Annotated in this window: 10 protein-coding genes; 4 read left to right on the top strand and 6 right to left on the bottom strand. The window is 71.9% G+C overall.

The window, feature by feature from the left end:
• Nucleotides 1–280: 280 nt before the first annotated feature.
• From RZ84_RS33725 to RZ84_RS33750, 6 genes are all read right to left on the bottom strand, one after another.
• Nucleotides 281–1789, bottom strand: coding sequence for an MFS transporter (locus RZ84_RS33725; RefSeq protein WP_052230355.1), 1509 nt, complete (start codon nt 1787–1789; stop codon nt 281–283).
• A gap of 1 nt (nt 1790) precedes the next feature.
• Nucleotides 1791–2246: a MarR family winged helix-turn-helix transcriptional regulator gene (locus RZ84_RS35405; protein WP_052230356.1), complete on the bottom strand. Its 456-nt coding sequence runs from the start codon at nt 2244–2246 to the stop codon at nt 1791–1793.
• Nucleotides 2247–2315: 69 nt separating this feature from the next.
• Nucleotides 2316–3044 (bottom strand): 4'-phosphopantetheinyl transferase family protein, encoded by a 729-nt coding sequence (locus RZ84_RS33735; RefSeq protein WP_043271626.1) that lies wholly within the window; start codon nt 3042–3044, stop codon nt 2316–2318.
• The gene (locus RZ84_RS33740; protein WP_043268379.1) at nt 3041–5833 is read right to left on the bottom strand and encodes a helix-turn-helix transcriptional regulator; all 2793 of its coding nucleotides are present in this window, start codon (nt 5831–5833) and stop codon (nt 3041–3043) included. Before RZ84_RS33740 ends, RZ84_RS33735 begins: the two co-directional genes overlap by 4 nt.
• Before the next feature lie 342 nt (nt 5834–6175).
• Entirely contained in the window at nt 6176–7564 is a 1389-nt protein-coding gene (locus tag RZ84_RS33745; protein ID WP_052230357.1) for an amidase, read from the bottom strand.
• Nucleotides 7561–7758, bottom strand: a complete 198-nt coding sequence (locus RZ84_RS33750) for a hypothetical protein (protein ID WP_043268381.1) — start codon at nt 7756–7758, stop codon at nt 7561–7563. Before RZ84_RS33750 ends, RZ84_RS33745 begins: the two co-directional genes overlap by 4 nt.
• A gap of 284 nt (nt 7759–8042) precedes the next feature.
• On the opposite strand from RZ84_RS33750, the gene RZ84_RS33755 reads away from it, so the two are divergent.
• From RZ84_RS33755 to RZ84_RS33770, 4 genes are all read left to right on the top strand, one after another.
• On the top strand, nt 8043–9074 hold the full coding sequence (locus RZ84_RS33755; protein WP_043268383.1) for a methyltransferase: 1032 nt from the start codon (nt 8043–8045) through the stop codon (nt 9072–9074).
• Between the two features lie 4 nt (nt 9075–9078).
• Nucleotides 9079–9873: a hypothetical protein gene (locus RZ84_RS33760; RefSeq protein WP_043268385.1), complete on the top strand. Its 795-nt coding sequence runs from the start codon at nt 9079–9081 to the stop codon at nt 9871–9873.
• A 94-nt stretch (nt 9874–9967) separates the two neighbouring features.
• Nucleotides 9968–13000, top strand: coding sequence for a condensation domain-containing protein (locus RZ84_RS33765; protein ID WP_043268388.1), 3033 nt, complete (start codon nt 9968–9970; stop codon nt 12998–13000).
• 62 nt (nt 13001–13062) lie between these two features.
• Entirely contained in the window at nt 13063–22566 is a 9504-nt protein-coding gene (locus RZ84_RS33770) for a type I polyketide synthase (RefSeq protein ID WP_052230358.1), read from the top strand.
• Nucleotides 22567–22569: the final 3 nt, after the last annotated feature.

The following is a 22569-nucleotide window of genomic DNA, read 5'->3' on the forward strand; positions in this document are numbered from 1 at the left end:
AGCAGGCCATCCCTCCCGCGCCGCCGGACCGGGTTGTGGAGCTTGGCATCGGCGCCGGGGGCCAGCCGCTCGCGGTGCACGTTGGAAGCTGTCGCAGGGCCGGCATCAGCCGGCCAGGCCGGCGGTTCGGCGACGCGACGGTTCGTCCAGAAGAGGAAGGTCCTGCACTCCCGGCCCGGGAGTGCAGGACCTTGTGCTGTCCGGCCGGGGGGATTACCGGACAGCGGCTCGGATCCGGCGGCGGTGGCGACAGGGCGGTGCCCGTCGGCTGCCGCCGGTGTCACAGGTCGGAGGTCACCGTGGTCGGCTGCTCGACCGGGACCTCGCCCGAGCGCTGCGGGCGTACGTTGATCAGCAGCCCCGCCACGACCGCCGTCGCGAGGAGGACGAGGCCCAGCCCCAGGGCGGCGTGGTTGGCGCCGTTGACGTAGGCGTCCCGGGCGAGTTGCGCGGCCGGGACGTCACCGCGGTGGCCAGCGATGTAGTCGGTCATCGCGTTGGCCGCGATGCTGGAGCCGAGCGCGATGCCGAGTGAACCGCCGATCTGCTGCGACGTGGTGCGGAACGCCGACACGATGCCCGTGTCCTGCGTAGCGACGTCGGTCACGGAGATGTTGGTCGTGGGAGACATGATCAGCCCGATACCGAAGCCCATCAGGATGGAGGCCGGCAGCAGGTTCGTCGCGTACGGGCTGTCGGGTCGGAGTTGGGTGAGGAGCAGCACGCCGGCCGACGTGGAGAGCAGCCCGCCGACCACCAGTCGGCCGGTGGGCACCTTGATCATCAGCCGGGCGGATATCTGGGTGGCCGAGACCAGCGTCGCCGCCACCAGCGGCAGGAACGCGACGCCCGACTTGAGGGGCGAGTAGCCCATCACTGTCTGGAACTGGTAGCTGATGAAGATCGACATGCCCAGCAGTGCGAACTGCGTCATACCCGTGGCGATGAACGCGCCGACCCGGTTGCGGTTGGCCAGCACCCGCAGTGGCAGAAGGGGGTGACGGGACTTCGACTCGACGAGCACGAAGGCGGCGAGCAGGACGGCGGCCAGGCCCAGCAAGGCAAGTACCCGTTGCGATCCCCAGCCATGGTCCGCCACCTCGTTCAGCCCGTAGACCAGGGCGACCAGGCCGGCCGACTCCAGCAGCGCGCCGAGCAGGTCGAGGCCGCCCTCCCGGTGTCCGGGCATCCCGGGCAGCGCCACGAAGGAGCCGAGCAGAGCCACGACCGCCATGGGGATGTTGATCGCCAGGCACCAGCGCCAGTCCAGGAAGTCGGTGAGGACGCCGCCGACCAGCATGCCGAGACCGGTGCCCGCTCCCATCACTCCGCTGAACAGGCCAAAGGCTTTGGCGCGTTCGGCCGGCTTGGTGAACATCGTGGTGAGGATGGACAGGGTGGACGGCGCCAGCACCGCCGCGAACAGGCCCTGCACCACCCGCGCCGCCAGGATCTCCGTGGTGTTCTGCGCCAGGGCGCCGCCGAGCGAGGCGAGCGCGAAGCCCGCCAGGCCGACCTTGAAGGTGCGCGTGCGGCCCAGACGGTCGGCGAAGCGTCCGCCGAGCAGGAGGGCGCCGCCGAACGCCAGGGTGTAGCCGGTGATGACCCAGTGTCTGTTGGTGTCGGAGATGCCCAAGTCGCCCTGGAGGGAGGGCAGGGCGATGTTGATGATGGTGGTGTCCAGCATCACCATCAACTGGGCCAGGGCCACGACCGCGAGGCCCCACCACTTGCGGTCCCTCGCGCGGACACCGCCGGCTGCTGCTTGCTCCGTCTGCTCGGATGTCACATCAGGCCTCTTTCTTGTACGAGTCCTGCGCGGTGGCGTCCGCCACCTTGCGCATCAACTGGAGAAGTGTGCGGATCTCGTCCCGGTCGAGCTGCCCGAAGGCGCGCTCGCCCCGGCAGTACACGCTCTCTTCCACCCGGGCGAGGAATGCCTGGCCTTCATCGGTCAGGTCGATCAGTACGGCCCGGCGGTCGCGGGAGTCGGGGGAGCGCTGGACGAGCTCGCGCTGCTCCAGCCCGTCGATGAGCGGTGTGATCGCCCGGGAGGAGATGCCGTAGCTGTGGGCCAGCTCGGAGACCCGCCGCGGGGCGCCGATCTCGAAGAGATGGAGCAGGAGGCCGGCCTGCGCGTACGGGATGCGCGCCTGCGAGAACAGGCTGCTGGTGTCGCTCACGAACGGTCGGGCGACCTTCATGAAGGCGTCGAGCAACGCGTTGAGCTCCTTGGCCCGCTGCATCTCCGGTCCCTCTCTTTGGTTACCTATCCTTGGTTATTACCTTAGACAATAGACCAGGCTAGGTAAATATCAAGGGTCCGTAAGTAAATTCCTCGGGGTCACATCAACGCTCCGAGGCGGGGCGGGGGCCGACGGTCCACGGACGGTTATGGCGGTGACGACCAGTTCCGCGCCGACCGCCCAGCGCCCCGAGAAGCCGCTCAGGCGCCGCCCGTCGACCACAGGGCCGGACACGAGGAAACGGGCGGCGAAGGTGGCCGAGACCGGGTCGGCGTAGAGCTCCGCCTCCGTGAAGTCCAGCTCCCGTCCGGTCAGCGGATACCAGGTCTTGAAGACGCTTTCTTTGGCGCTGAACAGCAGCCTGTCCCAGCAGACTTCGGGCCGATGTGCCGAAAGGGCGCGTATCCAGACACGCTCCCGCGGTAGCGAGACGATGTCCAGCACGCCGTCCGGCAGCGGTCCGTTCGGCTCGGCGTCGATACCGATCGAGGCCACCTCGTTCGAGCGGGCCGCAACGGCTGCGCGGTAGCCGTCACAGTGGGTCATGCTGCCCACCGTCCCGTGCGGCCACTGCGGCGCCCCCCGTCGGTCCGGCAACAGCGGTGCGGGCGCGATTCCCAGCCGGCCCAGAGCACGGCGCGCACACAGGCGTACGGTCGCGAACTCGCGCTGCCGCTTCGGCACCGCCCGTGCCACCAACGGCACTTCCTCGGGGAAGAGCACACTCGCCGGATCGTGCGACGCATCACCGAAGGACTCCTCCGCGACGACGCCGGCCGGCAGGACCCGCTCGATCACGCACACTCGCGCGAGGACTCCTCCAGATCCGCGAGATACCGCGGAAGCTCCGAACGCTGCTTCACGTTCAACTTGCGGTACACGCGGGTCAGATGCTGCTCGACGGTGCTGACGGTGATGAACAGCCGGCTCGCGATCTTGCGGTTGGGGCATCCGGCCGCGGCCAGCGCCGCGACCCGCCGCTCGGCGTCGCTCAAGGATTCCATCCCCTCAGCCGCAGCGGTGTGCGGGCTGTCGAGGCGGCCGAGGGTCAGGTGCGCCAGCCGGCACGCTCGCTCGGCCCCGCACTCCTGGGCGATGCGCACGGCCTCCAGGCTCAGCGTCCTGGCTGTGCAGTGCGAGCCCAGCTCTTGATGGGTGCGGCCGAACTCGGCCAGCGCGCAGGCGAGTTCCACCTGTTCGCCGCACGACCTGAGCAGGTCGACCGCCTCGTTCAGCAGCGCCGGGCGGTCCTCGAGGTCCTCGGTGGCAGCCAGTACCCGCAGTGACATCCCGCGAATGCGAGGGCCGTTTCCGCCCGGCAGGGCGAGCTGTTCGAGGATCATGGCCCGTGCCTCGTCCCTGCGGTCGAGATGGAGGTGGGCCTGGGCCACGTCGCTGCGCCACGGAACGAACTCCGGAACGTCGAGCGACCACTTCCGCATGAGCTCACCGCACCGGTGGAAGCCCTCGTAGGCATCCTGCGGATTGTTGATCGCCAGATGGTGGTGCCCGCGCGCGTGCAGGTACCGCAGTCCGGAGGGGCACTCGAACATGCCCGTCGGCACGGCCTGGCGGAGCAACCGTTCCCCTTCGTCGTGCCGGCCGAGGCCGGTCAGTGCCAGCAGTTGAATGGAGAAGGGGCAGCCGATCTGCACTCCCCAACTGCGGGGCGACAGCAGGCGGAGCGCCTGCCGGGCCAGGTCCACCGCGTCCTGCAGGGCCCCTCGACGCAGGGCTATCTCGGCCTTTGTGGCGGTGAAAAGCCCTTCCCAGGTGGTCGCGCGACGAGCGCGTGCCTCGTGGAGGAACTCCTCACAGTGGACCTCGGCCCGGTGTGGTCGGCCCACGTGGATGAGCATGGAGAGTGCGAACTGTGCATCACCGAGGGTCGTGTCGGAGAGCCGGAGGGCGGCCAGCGCCTGCTCGGCCCATGCGGCCGCCTGGTCGTGCCGGCCGTCGCGCAGGTCCGCATTCAGGTGGGCGAGTGCGGTGACCGAGCCGGGTGCGGTGGCGCTGGCACCGTCTATCGTGCTGGCCGCGGTCAGGCCCCAACTCGGCACTTGTATGCCCAGGTGCAACCACTGCTGGAGGTGTTCCAGCAGCGTGTGGTGCGCCGTCTCGTCCGAAACGGGCGCACCGGAGGAGGACTGGAGTCGCGCCAGGACTTCGTGGGCCTCCTCCGACCGGTTGTGCCAGAAGAGGTAGAGAGCCACGGTGAGTGCGTCCTGCGGCCGCAGGAACCCGTCGAGCACCGCCTTCTTGAGGGGCGTGAGGTGGCGTGCGGCGGCCGAGGGGTCCCGGTACCACGTCTCGCGTGCCAGCGAGAGAGTGAGTGTCGCGCGTAGCTGTTCATCCTGGCATTCGCGTCGTGCCAGTTCGAGGCACCGGAGGGCGAACTCCACCCGGTCATCGGCGCATGCCTGGGTGCCGGCGCTGTGCAGGACGGAGACGGCCCACTGTCCGGGGAGCCTGTCGGCGACGACCAGGTGCTGGGAGACCTCGATCGCGTCCGCGCCGTTGTCGTGCAGCAACTGGGCCGCGTGCAGGTGCATGCCCAGCCGCTCCTCCAGGGGCTGGGTCTCCAGTACGGCGGCTCTTATGGCGGGGTGCCGCAGTTGGCCGTTGCACACCAGCTGTGACCGGACGAGGTTGCGCACGATCCGTTCGACCCGTGCCGCCTTGATGTCCACGAGTTCCCCCACCAGCGCCGGATCGGCCCGCGCTCCGAGGACGGCGAGTGCCTGGGTCACGGTGAGGGTCCGGTGTCCCCAGCGATACAGGAAGGTGAACACGGCCTGACGGAACGCCTCTTCGGAGCACGGAGTGGGTGGCAGCGCCTGGTCGCCGCCGACGGCATGGAGCAGACCATCCGCGACGAGTGCCCTCAGCAGGAGTGGGTTGCCGCCGCAGACTTCGTGGTAGGCGGGCGCGATCCGGGCGGCGGTGGGCTCGTCCACATGCTCGGTGAGGACCTCGGCCACCTCGGCCACGGAGAGCGGCTGGACGAGGATGCGGTGGCAGTTGGGCTGGCGCAGCAGCTCCGCTCGGAAGGTGGGGTGCGCGGGCGACGTCGCGATCCACTCGCTGACCAGCACGAGCAGCTTCTCGTGCCGCAGTCTGCGCAGCATGTAGAGCAGGATCTGGAGCGAGGGGGCGTCGGCATGGTGCACGTCGTCGATGACGATGACGATGGTCCGGCCGGCGGCGAGTACCTCGAGTGCGGAGCACAGTGAGTCGGCGATGCGCGCCGCGGTGTGACGTATCGGGACGGGCTCCTGGCCCGCTGTGTCCTGGCTGAGCAGCGCGGTCACCTGACTGTCCGCCCATGCCCGCAGTTCCCTGTCGTGGACCTCGTGGCACAACTGACTGAGCACCCCGAAGGGGTGTGCCCGCTCGGCACGGGAGCCGATGGCGGTGAGGATCAGCGCTCCGGAGGAGCTGATCTCTTCGGTGAAGCAGTGCAGCAGGGCCGTCTTGCCGCTTGCCACTGCCCCTTCGACGATCACGATTTGCGTCTTCTGTTGCTCAGCCTGTGAATAGGAATCGGTCAGCAGTCCCGCTTCGACCTTCCGTCGGGCAAAGCGCATTCGCCACCTCCCTGTCACGCAGGAAGCGCCGGCGCCATACTTTTGATTCTGTGGTGCTGGTGGCGCTCCGTATGTTCTTTGTCGGAAACCTACCTCATTGACCTGGGAGGCGATCAACCGAGTATTGTTAATTTCTTTTGAAGTCCCGAGGGTTTCTTGCGGTAGCTGACCGTGCGCGGTTCTTCTTATGGCATAGCGGAGTGGTTTGCCGAAGAGGTGCCGGTGAAGGTGAATCTCGCCCTTACGCAAAATGAATTCTCGGTGTCTCGTCGGGCTCGTCCAGGTGTGAGGCCGGCCCTCGGCGGGGGATCCGAGGGCCGGCCGGCTTGTGGGGACGTACGGTCAGTCGGCGGCGGTTCCAGCGCCGGTCGGCAGCGCGTCCGAGGTGGCCTGCGGCCAGGGGCCACCTGCCAGTGTCTCGATCTCGTGCGCCACGGCGACGAGGGTCCGCTCGTCGTGCGGACGGCCGAGCAGCTGGAGGCCGAACGGCACGCCGTCCCGACTGGTGCCGAAGGGCAGGCTGACGGCCGGCAGTCCGGTGAGGCTCGCGAGGTGCGTGAAGCGTGTGTAGGCGAAGGGGGTGAGGTCGGTCCGGCCGTCCTCCATCGTCAGCCAGAACTCCCCCCGGGGCACCGCGGCCACGGCCGTCGTCGGCATCAGCACCGCGTCGACGTCCTGCCACGCCTCGCGCCACGCGTGGCGCACCGTGGAGCGGAACCGCTGCGCGTCGATGTAGTCCCGGGCGGGCACCAGCGAGCCCTCCTCCAGACGCTGCTGGACCGTCGGGCCGTAGGTTTCCAACTGCTCGGCCATGTACGGACGGTGGAAGGAGCTCGCCTCGGACATCATGATGATGCGGACCGCGTGGCTGACCAGTTCGGCGAACGGCAGCTCGATCGGCACCACCTCGACGCCCTCCTTCGTCAGGAGCTGCCGGGCCCGCTCGGTGTTCTCGGCCACCTCGCCGGAGACGTGGTTGAACAGTGGCCCGGTGGCCAGGCCCACGCGTCGGCCCCCGGGAGCCGTGCGCGCGGTGTCGGGTGTCGTGGTGCCGGCCAGCGCGTCGATGACCGTCGCGCAGTCGCGCACCGACCGGCCGAGCGCTCCGACATGGTCGAGGGACCAGGACAGCGGCACCATCCCGGTGGTGCTGATCGTCCCGTAGGTGGGTTTGAAGCCGACCGCGCCGCAGTGCGCGGCCGGGATGCGCACCGAGCCGCCGGTGTCGCTGCCGAGGGCGACGGGGCTGACCCCCGAGACCACCGCCGCGGCGGCCCCACCGCTGGAACCGCCCGTGTCGCGTTCCGGCGCCCTCGGGTTGGTCGTCGCCGGACAGCTGACACCCAGCCCGAACTCGTCCATGCGGGTGGTGGCGAAGATGACCGCGCCGGCCTCGCGGAGGGCGGCGACGGCGTCGGCGTTCTGCCTGGCCACGGGGCCCGTCTGCACCGCGGAACCGGCGGATGTGGGCAGGCCGGCGATGTCGTAGAGGGACTTGACGGTGAGCGGAACGCCGTCGAGCGGGCCTCGGCGCTCACCGCGGGCGATGCGCTTCTCGGCCTGCTCCGCGGCCAGGAAGGCGGCGTTGTCGAACCGCTCGGCCAGGAGCCCGAGCTTCGGGTCGACCTCGTCGGCCCGGTCCAGGACCGCGCGCAGCAACTCGGTCGGGCTCAGTTCGCCCCTCGTGAGGGCCTCGTCGGTCTGCGCCAGGCTCAGTTCGCACAGGCTCATGCGCGGTCACCCCACGAGGGGCTGAAGGATCCGGCCACGGGGGTGCGTCCGAGGTTCACCTGGGCGAGCTCGGTGGCCGACCACAGGAGCCCGGCCCGCCGCATGTCCAGTGCCTCCCAGCGCTCTCGGGGAATGTCGAGTCTGGCGTTCGCCAGCAGTATCGCCAGGCCCTCTTGCGCATCGTCATCGCTCACCGTTTACTCCTAGGCTCTGCCCTCAGAGAAGGCGCGTCGTCCCCCTCTCGACGCTACGTCCGGCGACCGCGTCGACCAAGGGCCGCCATCCCCTATTCCTTCCGCAGCCCCGACTAGGGGGCGGTAGGGGTTGAGACCGACCCACTCGCTTTCCTTATCGTTCCAGGCACGGTATCCCCGTCGGGAGCCAGCCGACTTCAGCGAATTCTCATCCGGACCTTCGCGCTCGGAGTAGCACGCTGAATCACGGCAAAACCCGAGAACTCCGAAAGGATTCGTGCTCGATGAACCTGGACCTGATGCAGCTTTCCGGGATGGGTTGGTTCGCCAAGACCCTTGAGGCGGCAGCCAGGTTGCAGGTCGCCGACGAACTGGGCGACAGCACGATGACGTATCAGGAAATCGCGGAGCGGGCCGGTGCCGACGCCGACGCCCTGCACGCGGTGTTGCGTTCGCTGTCCGCGCTCGGCGTCTTCGCCCACCTCGGCGACGGAAAGTTCGCCAACAGCCCTCTCTCGCACCGGCTGCGCGACGACCACCCGCAGTCGATGCGCCACTACGTCATCCTCGCGGCCGGCCTGTATACCGACGTCTTCGGCAACGTCCTGCACACCGCGCGCACCGGCGGGTCGGCCTTCCGCGCCCTGCACGGCACGAACATCTACGGCTACCTCGAAAAGCATCCGGAGGACGCCGACCTCTACGACAACGCGATGGAGGACCTCACCCGGCCGGTCTCCGCCGAACTGGCGCGGACCTACGACTTCTCCGCGGTGCGGTCGGTGATCGACCTCGGTGGCGGCCGGGGGGCCCTGATCAAGGGCGTCCTGCTGGCGCATCCCCATCTGACCGGGGCCGTGGGGGAACGGGCCGACACCTGCACGCGCGCCGCGGCCGACCTGCGGCGGACCGGCGACACGGACCTGCTGGAGCGGCTCTCCTACGTTGAGACCGACATCCTGAGCAGGGTCCCGAGAGGCCACGACCTCTACACGCTCAAGAACGTCCTGCACAACTGGAACCCCGAGTCCTCCGTGCGGATCCTGCGCAACATCCGGGCCGCTCTGACCGAGACGGCCGAGCGGCGAGCAGGCCCGGTCCCCCGCCTGCTGGTCATCGAGCCTCTCATCGAGCGGGAGGTCGACTGGATGCGCGCCCTGTTCCAGATGACCGTCTCCCAGGACGGCACCGAGGGACGCACCGAGGAGGGCCAGATCGCCCAACTCGAAGAGGCCGGGCTGACGGTGGAGCGGGTCGTCCGCCTCGCCACCGGCCATGCCGTGTTCGAGAGCCTTCCCACCGCGAACGGGAGTTGATCCGATGACAGAGAACGGCACGTCGGCCTGGCGCCCGCTGCGTTCGGCTGACGGCACCGACACCCTGGTGCTGGCCGTGGACTACGCGCTCACCGGACGTCCGGAGGCCACGTTCAGCGACCTCACGTCCGTCCTGCCCGCGTCCTGGGCGGTGTGGGAGACCCGCCAGCCCGACACCGGCCGACCGGACGCCGAAGGCTACCTCGGCTACTGGCTGTCCGACCCGGCGCTCTCCGGTACCCGAGTGGACGCGGTGCTCGGGTACTGCACAGGCGGTGTCTTCGCGGCCGAACTCGCGGAGCGGCTGTCCGCGGCCACCGGCGATCCCGTGCCGGTCCTGCTGTTCGACCCCGAACCACCTCTCGTCGACGGCCTGGCGACGGATGCCCGGTCGGCGCTCTCCGGCCTCGGGTCGATGCTCACCGCGGAGCAACTGCGCAACGCTCTCGACCGGCTCGACAAGTCCGTGGCCGAAGCCGCCGACGTTCCCGGCCTGGCGGGAGAGCTCCGGGACATCTACGCGGCGGCGGCCCGAACGGCCTGCCGTTCCGCGGGACTCGGCGAGGACATCGCGGACCAGCTGACCTCGGCCTTCGTCAGGTATCTGCAGTATTCGAGCGCGGCCAGCCGCCTCTTCGCCGAACCGGCCTGGCGCCGGGCGACCGTGGTCAGCTCCGCCGAGCCGACCCGGTGGGCCGACCGCGGCGCCGACCGCGTCGACTGTCCCGTACCGCACGCACGGCTGCTGGCCAGCGCCTGCGCCGCCGACGCGGTGGCCGGTGCCGTCGAGCTCTACTGAGTGCCCCCGAGACACCCTCCGCGCCGGTCCAGCGCGCGTCCCGCCCGTGCGGCCGACCGCCGACCGTCACCCACCCACCACGCGAGGAGCTTTCATGCCGACCGCTGAGCAGAACAGCAGGCGTGCGTACGACGCGGCCCGTGCGCTCGGCCTGACCCACAGGCGCCGCCTGGACTCCGCGAGCAAGAAGGAGTCCGCGCTGTGGCTTCTCGACCAACTCGTGCCCGACGGCGGCGTGAACAACGTACCGACCGCCGTCGCGATCGACGGAGACCTGGACCCCGGGCTGCTGCAGGCGGCCGTCGACGCCGTGCTCGCCCGGCATCCGGCGCTGCGCACCGTCTTCCACCACAAGCACATCGGCCTGGTCAAAGAAGTCCTCGAACCGGGCGACCACAAGGTCGTCGTCCAGGACCTCCCGGGCGACGACGAGGCGCTGAGGGCGTTCATGGCGGCGCCGTTCGCACTCGACGGCGGCACCCTGGTGCGGGTCGGCCACCGGCGGGCCACCGGCAGACGGCAGGCGGTGCTCTGCGTCGTCGTCCACCACCTGGTCCACGACGCCACCTCGGCGCAGATCATGTTCCGCGAGCTGATGGACGCCTACGACGCCGGTCACCGAGGCGAGACCCCGGTGACCACGGAAGTGCCCGCCTTCACGGAGCCCGCCCCGACCGAGGAGGGCACCCGGTACTGGCTGGAGCGGCTGGCCGGATTCGACGCCACCCGGCTGGGTCTGCTCATCGGCGCCCCCGACCCCGGCCGGCCCAGCCTGCACGGCGGACAGGTCTGGCGGGAGTTCCCCGAGGCCACCGCGCTCGCCGTACGGGACCTGGCCGCCCGGCTGCGGGTCCCGGAATCGGCGGTCCTGCTCGCCGCCTACTTCACGCTGCTGGCCCTGCACGGCGCGGGCCCGGACATCGTCGTCGGCTCCCCGCTCAACATGCGCGACCGGGCGCACGCCGGCGCCATCGGCTACCACGTCAACACCGTCCCGGTGCGTGCCAAGGTGCGCTTCGCCGAGCCGTTCTCCGCGCTCGCCACCCGGGTGGCACAGGCCCACCTCGGCGCCCTCGAACACGGGGCCACCTCCATCGACGACGTCTCCGCCCGGCTGGCCGGCGCCACCTCCAGCTGGCGCAACGGCATCTTCCGGCACATGTTCAACCTGGTGCCGTACGAGCTGGCCGACGAGGCCGCCATCGGAGGTCTGCGGGCGCGCCCGCTCACCGCCGAGAACGGCTACAGCAAGTTCGACCTGGAGTTCTTCCTCTCGTACGCGCCCGGCCGACTTCGGCTGCGCGCGCTGCACTTCACCGACGTCCTGTCCACCGAGGACGTCGAGTTCCTCGCCGACCGCTACCTCGCCGTTCTCGACGCCGTCACGGCCCACCCGGAGGTCAAGGCCGGGGAGATCCGCCAGTGGGCGCAACGCGACGAGGAGATCGTCCCGGCCGGTCGTGCGGGCGAGCTCCGGCTTCCCGGCAGCCATCCGCTGGGCCGCTTCGCCGCGGCCTGCCTCCGCCACCCGGCCCGCCCGGCCGTCGTGGACGCCCACGGCAGCGTGACGTACGAGGAGCTGCGGGCCGCGGCCGGACAGACCGCGACGGTGCTGCGCCGGGCCGGGGCGGAGCCCGGGAGCACCGTCGTGCTGGCCGCCCGGCGCGGCCCGCGCGCCGCGGCCGGCCTGCTCGGCGCGTGGCTGGCCGGAACCCAGGTGCAGTTGGCCGCCCCCGGAACGCCCGACGCCCCCGAAGCGACGCTCCTGCTCACCGACGACGAGACCGTCACCGGCCCCCGCGTGCTGCACATCCGGCAAGTGGGTCCCGGCCACGACACCGAGGGCGACGCCGCCGCGCCCGCTCCGGACGCCGTCGCCCTGCGCACCCCGGACACCGCCGCGGCCGGCGGCGCGCACGCCTCCGTGCTGACCTGGGCCCAGCTCACGGCCGGCCTCGCGGAGGCGGAGCGGCTCCTGGGCGACGTCGGGAGCGAGCGGGTGCTGTGGTCGGGGGAGCCGACCCTGGCGACCTCCGTCGTCGAACTCCTGCTGGCCGTGTGCGGTGGCGGCACCGCCTGGGCCGCGGACGCCACGACCGCGGCCGACCCGCGGACCCTGGCCGATGTCGTCCTCGGCCATGACCTGACCGTCCTGCAGCTTCCCGCACTGCGCGCCCGCACCCTGGCCGAGCGGCTCGGCGAGCGGATCGCCGGCCGGCGGCTCCTGGTGACCGGGGACGCTCCCGCGCCGTCGCTCGCCGAAGCGGTGACCCGCGCCGGAGGCACCCTCGCCCAGACCCTCGCGCCGGGCGGCCCGGTCGTGTACGCCGCCTCCGCGGAGGACGGCCGGTTCGTCGCCGCCGAGGGCGCCGCCGTGACGGTGGCTTCCAAGGGGGGCCGCGAGTATCCCGCGCTGGTGCTCGGCGAGCTGTGCGTCGCCGGCACCGCGGGCGGCGAGGGTACCCGGGCCCATCCCGTCCGGCATCCACGGCACGGGGCGATGCACAGGACCGCCGTGCACGGGCGCCGCCTGGCCGACGGCAGCCTGGAACCGGCCGGCCGCACCGCCCCCAAGACCGTCCTCCGGGGTGTGCAGCTCCGCCTCGACCTGGTCGAGGAAGCCCTGTGCGCGATCGGCGCCGTCACGGCCGCGGCGGCCGACGTGGCCGGCGTCGGCGCCGAGGCCCGGCTGTTCGCCCTGCTCGCGGCCACCGACGGCGACGCGAGCGCGGCGGAGGCGACCGCAGTCCTGCGCCGCCTCGTCCCCGTGCCGCTGGACGCGCTGTGCGTCCGGACCCGCCCCGCGATCCCCGCCACCCCGTACGGCACCGTCGACCGGGCCGCCGTCGCCGAACTGGCCCGTGCGGCCGTGCGGCAGGACGAGCAGCCGTCCGCCGCCGAGGCCACCGACCCCACGGTGCGCACGCTCGTGGCGCTCTTCGAGGAGACGACCGGCACCAGTGGGCTGAACCCCGCCTCCAACTTCTTCGACAGCGGAGGGCACTCGCTGCTGGGCGCCCGGCTGCTGCAGCGGATCGAGCAGGAACTGGGTGTGACGCTGAAGCTGGCCGACCTGTTCGGCGCCCCCACCCCGGCCGCCCTGGTGCTGGAGATCGACCCGCCGTGAAGCCCGCGCACGGAAAGCGGACCACAGAGCGATCAGTCCCAGGTGGAAGGAAACGACAGGTCATGACGCGCACCCCCGCAGCGACGAACCGGCACGACGGAGGCACCGACCCGCGTCACCAGGTCGCCGTCATCGGCATGGCCTGCCGCGTCCCGGGCGCCGAATCGGCCGCGGAGCTCTGGGAGTTGCTGGCGGGTGGTGTCGACGCGGTCGGCGAGGTCCCCGCGGAACGCTGGCCCCCGGACGCGGCCGGCGCCGGGTCCGCGCCGGGAGCGCGCTTCGGCGGATATCTCGCCGACGTCGCCGGCTTCGACGCCGACTTCTTCCGCATCGCCCCGCGCGAGGCCGCCGGCATGGACCCGCAGCAGCGCCTGGCACTCGAAGCGAGCTGGCACGCCGTGGAGGACGCCGGCATCGACCCCGCCACCCTGCGCGACACCCGGACCGGAGTCTTCCTCGGCTGCACCTCCGCCGACTACGCCGTGCTGCTCGGCGGGGGCGCCGACACCCACGCGATGAGCGGCCTGAACCGGGGCATCATCGCCAACCGGATCTCGTACTTCATCGGCCTGCGCGGCCCCAGCATGGTCCTCGACACGGCCCAGTCGTCGTCCCTCGTGGCCGTGGACACCGCGGTGAGCGGGCTGCTCGCGGGGCAGATCGACCTCGCGCTCGCCGGCGGTGTGCAGCTGAACCTCACCCCGGCGGGCGCCGTCAACGCCGCGCGGATCGGCGCCCTGTCGCCGTCCGGGAAGAGCCGGGCCTTCGACGCGGCGGCCGACGGATTCGCCCGCGGCGAGGGCGTCGGGATCGTCCTGCTCAAGCGCCTGGACCTGGCGCTGCGCGACGGTGACCCGGTGTACGCGGCGATCCTCGGGTCCGCCGCAAACAACGACGGCGGCGGGCACGGCCTGACCGCCCCCGACGCCGACGCCCAGATCCGGCTGCTGCGCGCCGCCCACCGCGCCGCCGGAGTCACCGGCGCCGAGGTGCAGTACGTCGAGGCACACGGCACCGGCACCCGGCTCGGCGACCCGGTCGAGGCGGAGGCGCTCGCCACCGTCCTCGGTCGCCACCCCGGGCGCACCGGCCGCCTCGCCATCGGCTCGGTCAAGACCAACATCGGCCACCTGGAGGCGGCCTCGGGAATCCTCGGCCTGATCAAGACCGCCCTCTCGATCAGCCACCGCAGGCTCGTGCCCAGCCTGCACTTCGCGCAGCCCAACCCCGCCATCGACCTCGGGGCGTCCGGACTGTCGGTAACGGTCGCCGAGGGCCCGTGGCCGCGGCCCGAGGAGCGCTTGGTGGCCGGTGTCACCTCCATCGGCCTGGGCGGCACCAACTGCCACGTCCTTCTCGCCGAGAGCCCCGCCCCGGCCCGGCCGGCGGACGCGGACCCGGCCCCCGGCCGCCCCACGGAGGGCAGCAGGGAAAGCACAAGCGTGGGCACCAGGGAGGGCGCAAGGGAAGCCCTGCCCGTGCCGCTGGTCCTCACCGCCCACAGCCGGCCGTCCCTGCTCGGCCAGGCCGACCGGCTGCTGACCCACCTGCGCACCGCGCAGGACACCGACCTCGGCCCGACGGCCGCCGAACTCCTCGCCGGCCGCGCGGAGTTCGACCACCGGGCGACGGTCTTCGGCGACACGGCGGACGAGGTCCGTGCCGGGCTCCAGGCGCTGCGCGACGGGCTGCCGTCCGCCCACGTGGTGACCGGACGGGCCGGCGAGGAGCCCGGCGCCGTCGCGTTCCTCTTCAGCGGCCAGGGCAGCCAGCGGGCCGGCATGGGACGCGAACTCGCCGCCCGCCACCCCGCGTTCGCCGCCCACCTGACCGAGGTCTGCGCGGTCATGGACCGCTACACGGCCCGCTACGGCGATCTGTCGATGACCGAGCTGTTCCTGGGCCCGGGCGCCGGCAGCGAGCTCATCGACCGTACCGACCGCACCCAGGCGGCCCTCTTCGTCGTCGAGGTCGCCCTGTTCCGCACCCTGGCCGACTGGGGCATCACCCCCGACCGGGTCGCGGGCCACTCCATCGGCGAACTGGCCGCCGCCTGCTGCGCCGGCATGCTCCGCCTGAACGACGCCTGCCGCCTGGTCGCGGCCCGCGGTGCGCTGATGCAGCAGGCCGGGGCGGCCGGCTCGATGGCATCCGTACAGGCCGACGAGGACGAGGTCCGGACGGCGCTCGCCGAGTACGCCGGGACCGTCGACGTGGCCGCGGTCAACGGCCCCGCCTCCGTCGTCGTCTCCGGCCTCGACGCGCCCGTCCGCGAACTGGTCGCGCGCTGGACCCGCGAGGGCCGCAAGGCCCGCCTGCTCAACGTCGGCGTCGCCGCGCACTCGCCGCTCCTGGACGCCATGCTCGACGACTTCGCCGCGATCGCGCGCACCGTCGAGAACCTGCCCGCCCGCATCCCGTTCCTGTCCCACCTCACCGGCGAGACGGTCACCGGCGATGCCGTGCTCGACACCGGGCACTGGACCCGGCACGTGCGCGAGGCGGTGCGCTTCGCCGACGGCGTGCACACCCTCCTCCGGCGGGACAACGTGCGCACGCTCGTCGAGGTGGGCCCGGACGCCGTCCTGACCTCCATGACGGCCGAGGCGGCGAAGGACGCCGGCGCCGCCGTCATCCCCCTGCTCCGCAAGGGAACGGAGGAGTCCCGTACCTTCATGAGCGCCCTCGCGGCCCTGTACGCCCGCGGTCTGCCGGTGGACTGGCGCCGAGTGGTGCCCGCCCGCGCCGCCGACCGGCCCCGGCTGCCCGGCTACGCCTTCACCCACACGCCGTACTGGGCGCCCGATGCGCGCGTGCCCGGGGCCGCCCCACAGCAGGACGCCGGGCCCGCGCCACTGCCCGCGCCACAGCCCGCGCCGCTCTCCGGGGCCGACGCCTCGGCTGCTTCGGCGCTCCAGGAGCGGCTCACCACCCTTGTGCGGGCCACCGCTGCCGCCGTCCTCGGGCACAGCGGTCCCGACGCCATCGATGAGCACAAGAACTTCAAAGAGCTCGGCTTCGACTCGGTGAGCGCCGTCGAACTGGCCGGTCGGCTCAGCGAAGAGACCGGCGCCGCCGTCCCGGCGAACGCCGTCTTCGACCACCCCCGACCCGCTCTCCTTGTCGACTTCCTCCGCAGCGAACTCACCGGCGAGCCCGCCGACACCGCGCGCACGACCGCCCGCACGACCACGCACACCCATGCCACCGCAGCCGGGGGTGAGGTTGCGGTGGTGGGTGTGGGGTGCCGGTTCGCGGGGGGTGTGGCGGGTCTTGAGGACTTGTGGAATGTGGTGGTTTCGGGGCGTGAGGCGGTGTCGGGGGTGCCGTTGGATCGTGGGTGGGATGCGGGGGTGTTCGGTGGGGACGTGGTGTCCGCCGGGTCGTTTGTGGCGGATGCTGGTGGGTTTGATGCGGGGTTCTTCGGGATTTCGCGGCGCGAGGCGCTGGGGATGGATCCGCAGCAGCGGTTGTTGCTGGAGTGCTCGTGGGAGGCCCTGGAGAACGCCGGGATCGTGCCGGAGACGCTCTTCGGCGAACAAGTCGGCGTGTTCATAGGGGAGTTTCCCGGCGAATACGGCCCCGGACTGTCCCACGGATCCGCGGGCGTCTCGGGTTACCTCATGACGGGGTCGACGCCGAGTGTGGCGTCGGGGCGGTTGTCGTATGTGTTGGGTTTGGGTGGGCCGTCGGTGACGGTGGATACGGCGTGCTCGTCGTCGTTGGTGGCGGTGCATTTGGCGGTGGCGTCGTTGCGGCGGGGGGAGTCGTCGTTGGCGTTGGCGGGGGCGGCGACGGTGATGGGTTCGCCGGGGTTGTTTGTGGAGTTTTCGCGGCAGGGGGCGTTGTCGCCGGATGGGCGGTGCCGGGCGTTTTCGGCGGATGCGGCGGGGTTCGGTTTGGCCGAGGGTGCTGGGGTGTTGGTGTTGGAGCGGTTGGAGGATGCGTTGGCGGCGGGGCATCCGGTGTTGGGTGTGGTGCGGGGGAGTGCGGTGAATTCGGATGGGGCGAGTAATGGGTTGACGGCGCCGAATGGTCCGGCGCAGCAGCGGGTGGTGCGGGCTGCGTTGGCGGATGCGGGGTTGGTTGCGGGTGATGTGGATGTGGTGGAGGCGCATGGGACGGGGACGCGGTTGGGGGATCCGATTGAGGCGCAGGCGTTGCAGGGGGTGTATGGCGCGGGGCGTGAGCGGCCGTTGTGGTTGGGGTCGGTGAAGTCGAATGTCGGTCATGCGCAGGCGGCGGCGGGGATGGCGGGGATCATCAAGGTGTTGGGGGCGTTCCGGCACGGGTATCTGCCGCGGACTTTGCACGCGCAGTCTCCCAGTTCGCATATTGAGTGGGAGGGCTCGTGCCTGCGGTTGCTGACTGAGGGCAGGCAGTGGCGGGGTGATGCGGAGCGGATACGTCGTGCCGCGGTGTCCTCGTTCGGTATCAGCGGGACCAATGCCCATCTTGTCCTCGAAGAGCCTCCTGCCGTTACCTCGCCCGGGGCCGGGGTGGAGGAGTCCGGGGTGGGGGAGCCCGGGTCTGTGGCGTGGGTGGTTTCGGCGCGTGGTGGTGAGGCGTTGGGGGAGTATGCGGGGCGTTTGGCCGGTCGGTTGGGGGAGTTGGCCGGTTCGGGTGTGTCGGTGGGGGATGTGGCGCACTCGCTGGGGGTGGAGCGGTCGGTGTTCGAGCACCGGGCGGTGGTGGTGGGCCGTGGTTGGGGTGAGTTGGTGTCTGGGGTGGAGGCGCTGGCGCAGGGGCGTGCGCAGGAGGGAGTGGTGCGGGCGCGGGCCACTCGTCGGTCGGGGACGGTGTTCGTGTTTCCCGGGCAGGGCGGCCAGTGGGCGGGTATGGCGCGAGAACTGCTGGAGATTCCGGGCGAGTTCGCCGAGCAGATGGAGCGGTGCCGGGAGATTTTGCGGGGTCTGGCTGGTTGGGATCTGTTTGGGGTGTTGGGGGATGCGGGGGCGTTGGCGCGTACGGAGGTGGTGCAGCCGGCGTTGTGCGCGGTGAATGTGTCGTTGGCGGCGTGGTGGCGGGCGCAGGGTGTGGTGCCCGATGCGGTGGTCGGCCACTCCCAGGGGGAGATTGCGGCGGCGTATGTGGCCGGGGCGTTGGGGCTGGAGGATGTGCTGGCGTTGTCGGTGGCACGGGCCCGGGCGATCGGGCGGCTGCCGGCCGGGTCGGGCATGGTGACGGTGAACGCTGATGCGCAGCGAATATCGCCGTGGTTGACCGGCGATCTGGTTATCGCCGCGTTCAACTCGCCCTCCAGCACGGTGGTTTCTGGGCCAGATGAGGAACTGGAGGCGCTGTTGGCCCGGGCCGAGGCGGAGGGTGTCTGGGCACGGCGGATCAAGGTGGCCTATGCCTCCCACCACCCCTCGATCGACGCGATCGCCGACGAGTTGCTGGCCTGGGAGCCGAAGGCCGCGCCTCGTGCGGTCGATGTGTCCTTCCACTCCACGGTCACCGGTGACCTCCTGGATACTACGCAGCTCACTGCGGAGTACTGGCTGGAGAACCTGCGCAGCCCGGTCCGGTTCGCCGACACGATCGCCGAACTCGCCGCGACCTGCGACACGTTCATCGAGATCAGCCCGCACCCGACCCTGACCACCAACCTGGAACAGATTGTCGAGACCGCCGGCCGGGGCGAGGACGCGCTGATCCTGCCCAGTCTGATTCGGGACGCCGACCAGGAACACACCCTGCTCCTGCACCGGGCCACCGCCTGGGCCCACGGGCATGTCGCACCTCTGCCCGCACCCCGGCACGGCCGCCACGTCGAGCTGCCCCCACACCCCTTCACCCACACCACCTACTGGCTCACCCCCACGACCGCCACAACCACCCACACCCACCCCGTACTTGGCCCGCTCGTCTCCCTCGCCGGGACGGACGAGTTCGTGGCGAACGGCGTCGTCGGCCCGCGCACCCATCCGTGGCTCACCGACCACGCGGTCGAGGGTGTACCCCTCGTACCGGGGACTCTGCTGCTCGAACTGGCCCAGGCAGCCGCCGAGGGGTTGGGGGCGTACGGAGTCTCCGAACTGACGCTGCACGCACCCCTGTTGCTGACCGGCGAGCACAGCGTTCAGGTGGCGGTGGGCCCGCTGGAGGAAGGGGCCCGCAGGGTCCGTGTGCACGCCCGGCCTGCCGAGCAGAAAGGGCAGGAAGGCCGGGAAGCGCAGGGAGAGCAGGAAGGTGCCGCGCCGGCGGACTGGACGCTGCACGCCTCGGGTGTTCTGGCGCCCCTCGGAGTGCTGCCCGCCACCACGGACCCGCACCCGGTTCCCGGCGCGGGCGCCCTCCAGGCGTCGGTGCTCTACGGCAGCCTGCGGGAGCGGGGCTACACGTACGGCGAGGCGTTCGCCCTGGTGAGCCGCGCCTGGCCGGACGGGCAGCGGGCCGCGATCGCCGAGATCACCGTGCCGGAGGGGTCCTCGCGCTGGTCCGGGCTGCCGCCGGCCGTGCTGGACGCGGCCCTGCACCCCGCGGTGCTCGGCATGGTCCCCGGCGTGGGCGGCGACGCCTCCGGGACCGGTGCGGTGCTGCTGCCGTTCAGCTTCGCCGACGCACGGTTCGCCCCCACCGCGCACCGCGTGACGGAGGGCGGCGTGCTGCGGGTGCGGCTGGCGGCCGGCTACGCCCCCCAGTCGGTCTCCGTGACCGTCACCGACCAGGACGGCGCCGTGCTCGCCGCGATCGGATCCCTGGCACTGCGCCCGGTCGCCCACTCCGCGCTGACCGCGCCCGGCGGAACACCGCCCCTGTACGAGATCCACTGGGACACCCACGAGCCGCCCGCCGTCCCCGCGACATCCGTCACCCCGGTCACCCCGCTCGGGCCGGTGACCACGCCGGCCGTGCGTGACCTGGCGGCGCGGGACGGCGGCGTGCGGCGCGAGGTGATCGACGCGGCCGCGTTCGTGGATCCGGCAGCAGCGGACGCCGCGGCCCTGGCGACGGGCGTGGTCACCGCAGTTCTGACGGAGCTTCAGAACTGGCTGGCGGCCCGCGCCGAAGGGAACGCCGAGGACAACGGGGAGCGGCTGACCGTGCTGACCCGTGGGGCGCGGGCCCCGCGCACGCCGGCGGAGCTGGCCGCCGCGACCGTCGTGGGCATGGTCCGCAGCGTGCAGGCGGAGCACCCCGGCCGCATCCAGCTCGTCGATCTGACGCCGGAGGCCGAGCCGACCGGGGAGGACCTCGCGGCACTGCTTGCCGATGACGAGGCCGAGCTGGCCTGGGACGGCACCGCGACGGTCCCGCGGTTGCGGGAGCTGACCCGGCCGCCTTCGGGCACCGGGGCCTGGCACCTGACCGCCGGCGGTGCTTCCCTCGACCAGCTGACCACCGTCGCCACGGACGCCGACACCCGGCCGCTGGCACCCGGCCAGATCCGGATCGCGGTCCGCTGCGCCGGCGTCAACTTCCGCGATGTGCTGATCGCCCTCGGCATGTACCCCGACCCCGGTGTCATGGGCATCGAGGCCGCGGGCGTGGTGCTGGAGGCGGGCGCGGACGCGCCGTTCGAACCCGGCACCCGGGTCCTGGCCTTCGTCCCGGACGGCGGTGCCTTCGGCCCCGTTCTGACCGTCGACGCGCGACTGGCGGCGGCCTTCCCGGACGGGTGGTCCTTCGAACAGGCGGCGACGGTGCCGGTGGTGTTCGGCACGGCGTACCACGCCCTGGCCGAACTCGCCGGGCTGCGTGGCGGCGAGCGCGTCCTGATCCATGCGGCGACCGGCGGTGTCGGCATGGCCGCCGTGCAACTGGCCCGGCACCTCGGCGCCGAGGTGTACGCCACCGCCGCCCCCGCCAAGCACGACACCCTGCGCGCCATGGGACTCGACGACGACCACATCGCCTCGTCCCGCGATCTCGGCTTCGCCACGACGTTCCGCACTGCTACCGGCGGACGCGGGGTCGACGTCGTCCTCAACGCGCTGGCCGGCGAGTTCACCGACGCCTCGCTCGACCTCCTCTCCGAGGGCGGGCGGTTCATCGAGATGGGCAAGACGGACCCGCGCGATCCGATCGCCCTCGCCACCGCGCACCCGACCCTTCGGTACGAGGCGTTCGACCTGACCCGTCTCGCGCCCGATCACGTACGGCGGATGCTGGACGGCCTGCTGGAGCTGTTCCGCACCGGCGCGCTCCAGCCGCTTCCGGTGGTCGCCGAGCCCGTGCACCGGGCCGAGGATGTCTTCCGCACCCTGAGCATGGCGCAGCACACGGGCAAGCGGGCCCTGACCCTGCCCCGCCGGCTCAACCCGACCGGAACCGTGCTGATCACCGGCGGCACCGGGGCCGTCGCCGACGCGGTCGTACGGCACCTGGCGGGCCTGCACGGCATCCGGCGCTTCGCCCTGATGAGCCGGAGCGGTGTTGTGGGCGACGACCTGCGCGCCGCGCTCGACGCGGCGGGAGCGCTGGTCACCGTGTGCCGCGGCGACGCCACCCGCGTCGCGGACGTCGAGGCCGCCGTCGAGGCCGCGAGCGCCGACCCCGCGCACCCGCTCACCGCCGTGATCCACGCCGCGGGCACCGTCGGCGACGCCCTCGTCGAATCCGTCGCCCCCCACCAACTCGCCGCCGTACTCGCCCCCAAGGCAGCGGGCGTCATCGCCCTCGACGCCGCGACCCGCGGACTCGACCTGGACGCGTTCCTGCTGTTCTCCTCGGCCACCGCCGCCTTCGGCAATCCGGGCCAGTCGCCCTACACCGCCGCCAACGGCTTCCTGGACGGCTACGCGCACTTCCGCGGCACACGGGGCGAGCCGACGGTGTCGATCGGATGGAGCCGGTGGGAGCTGGACAGCGACCTGACCCGGCACATGAGCGCAGCCGACGCGCAGCGGATGGCGCGGCGCGGGATGGGCGCGCTGGAGCCGGACACCGCGACGGCCCTGTTCGACGCCGCGCTGACCCGTACCGAACCGCACGTCCTGGCAACCGTCGTCGACCGGGCCGCGGTCCGCCGCGCCACCGAGTTGCCGGCCGTGCTCACCGGCATGCGGGCGGCTACGGCCGCACCCCGGGCGGAGCGGCTCGGGCTCGCCGACAGGCTGGCCGGGCAGGACGCCGAGCAGCAGCACAAGACGGTCCTGGCGCTCATCTACGACACCGCCGCGTCCGTCATCGACTGCCCGCTGTCCGAGGTCCGGCAGCCGACGCTGTCCTTCCGCGGCCAGGGCTTCGACTCGCTCACCGCCATCGAGTTCCGCAACCGCATCGCCACCGCCACCGGACTGCGGCTGCCCGCCACCCTGGTCTTCGATTACCCGACACCGCAGGCGGTCACCGAGTTCCTGCTGGAGCGGCTCGCCCCGCAGCCAACGGAGACCGACGCCGCGGCGGACGGCGGAGACGAGGAGATCCGGCGCCTCCTGGCCGCCCTATCGGTGCAACGGCTACGTGAGGCGGGGCTGTTGGACCCGCTGCTGGCCCTGGCCGAACCCGCGGGCACGGCCTCCTCGGACCCGGTGCGCCCCGAGGCGTCCGACGAGGACATCGCCGCCATGGATCCCGACGCGCTCATCGCCCTCGCCCTCGACCAGGACCTCAGCTGACGT

Origin of the sequence: Streptomyces sp. CT34, from assembly GCF_000805335.1 — a bacterium.
In the GTDB taxonomy this organism is placed as follows: Bacteria; Actinomycetota; Actinomycetes; order Streptomycetales; family Streptomycetaceae; genus Streptomyces.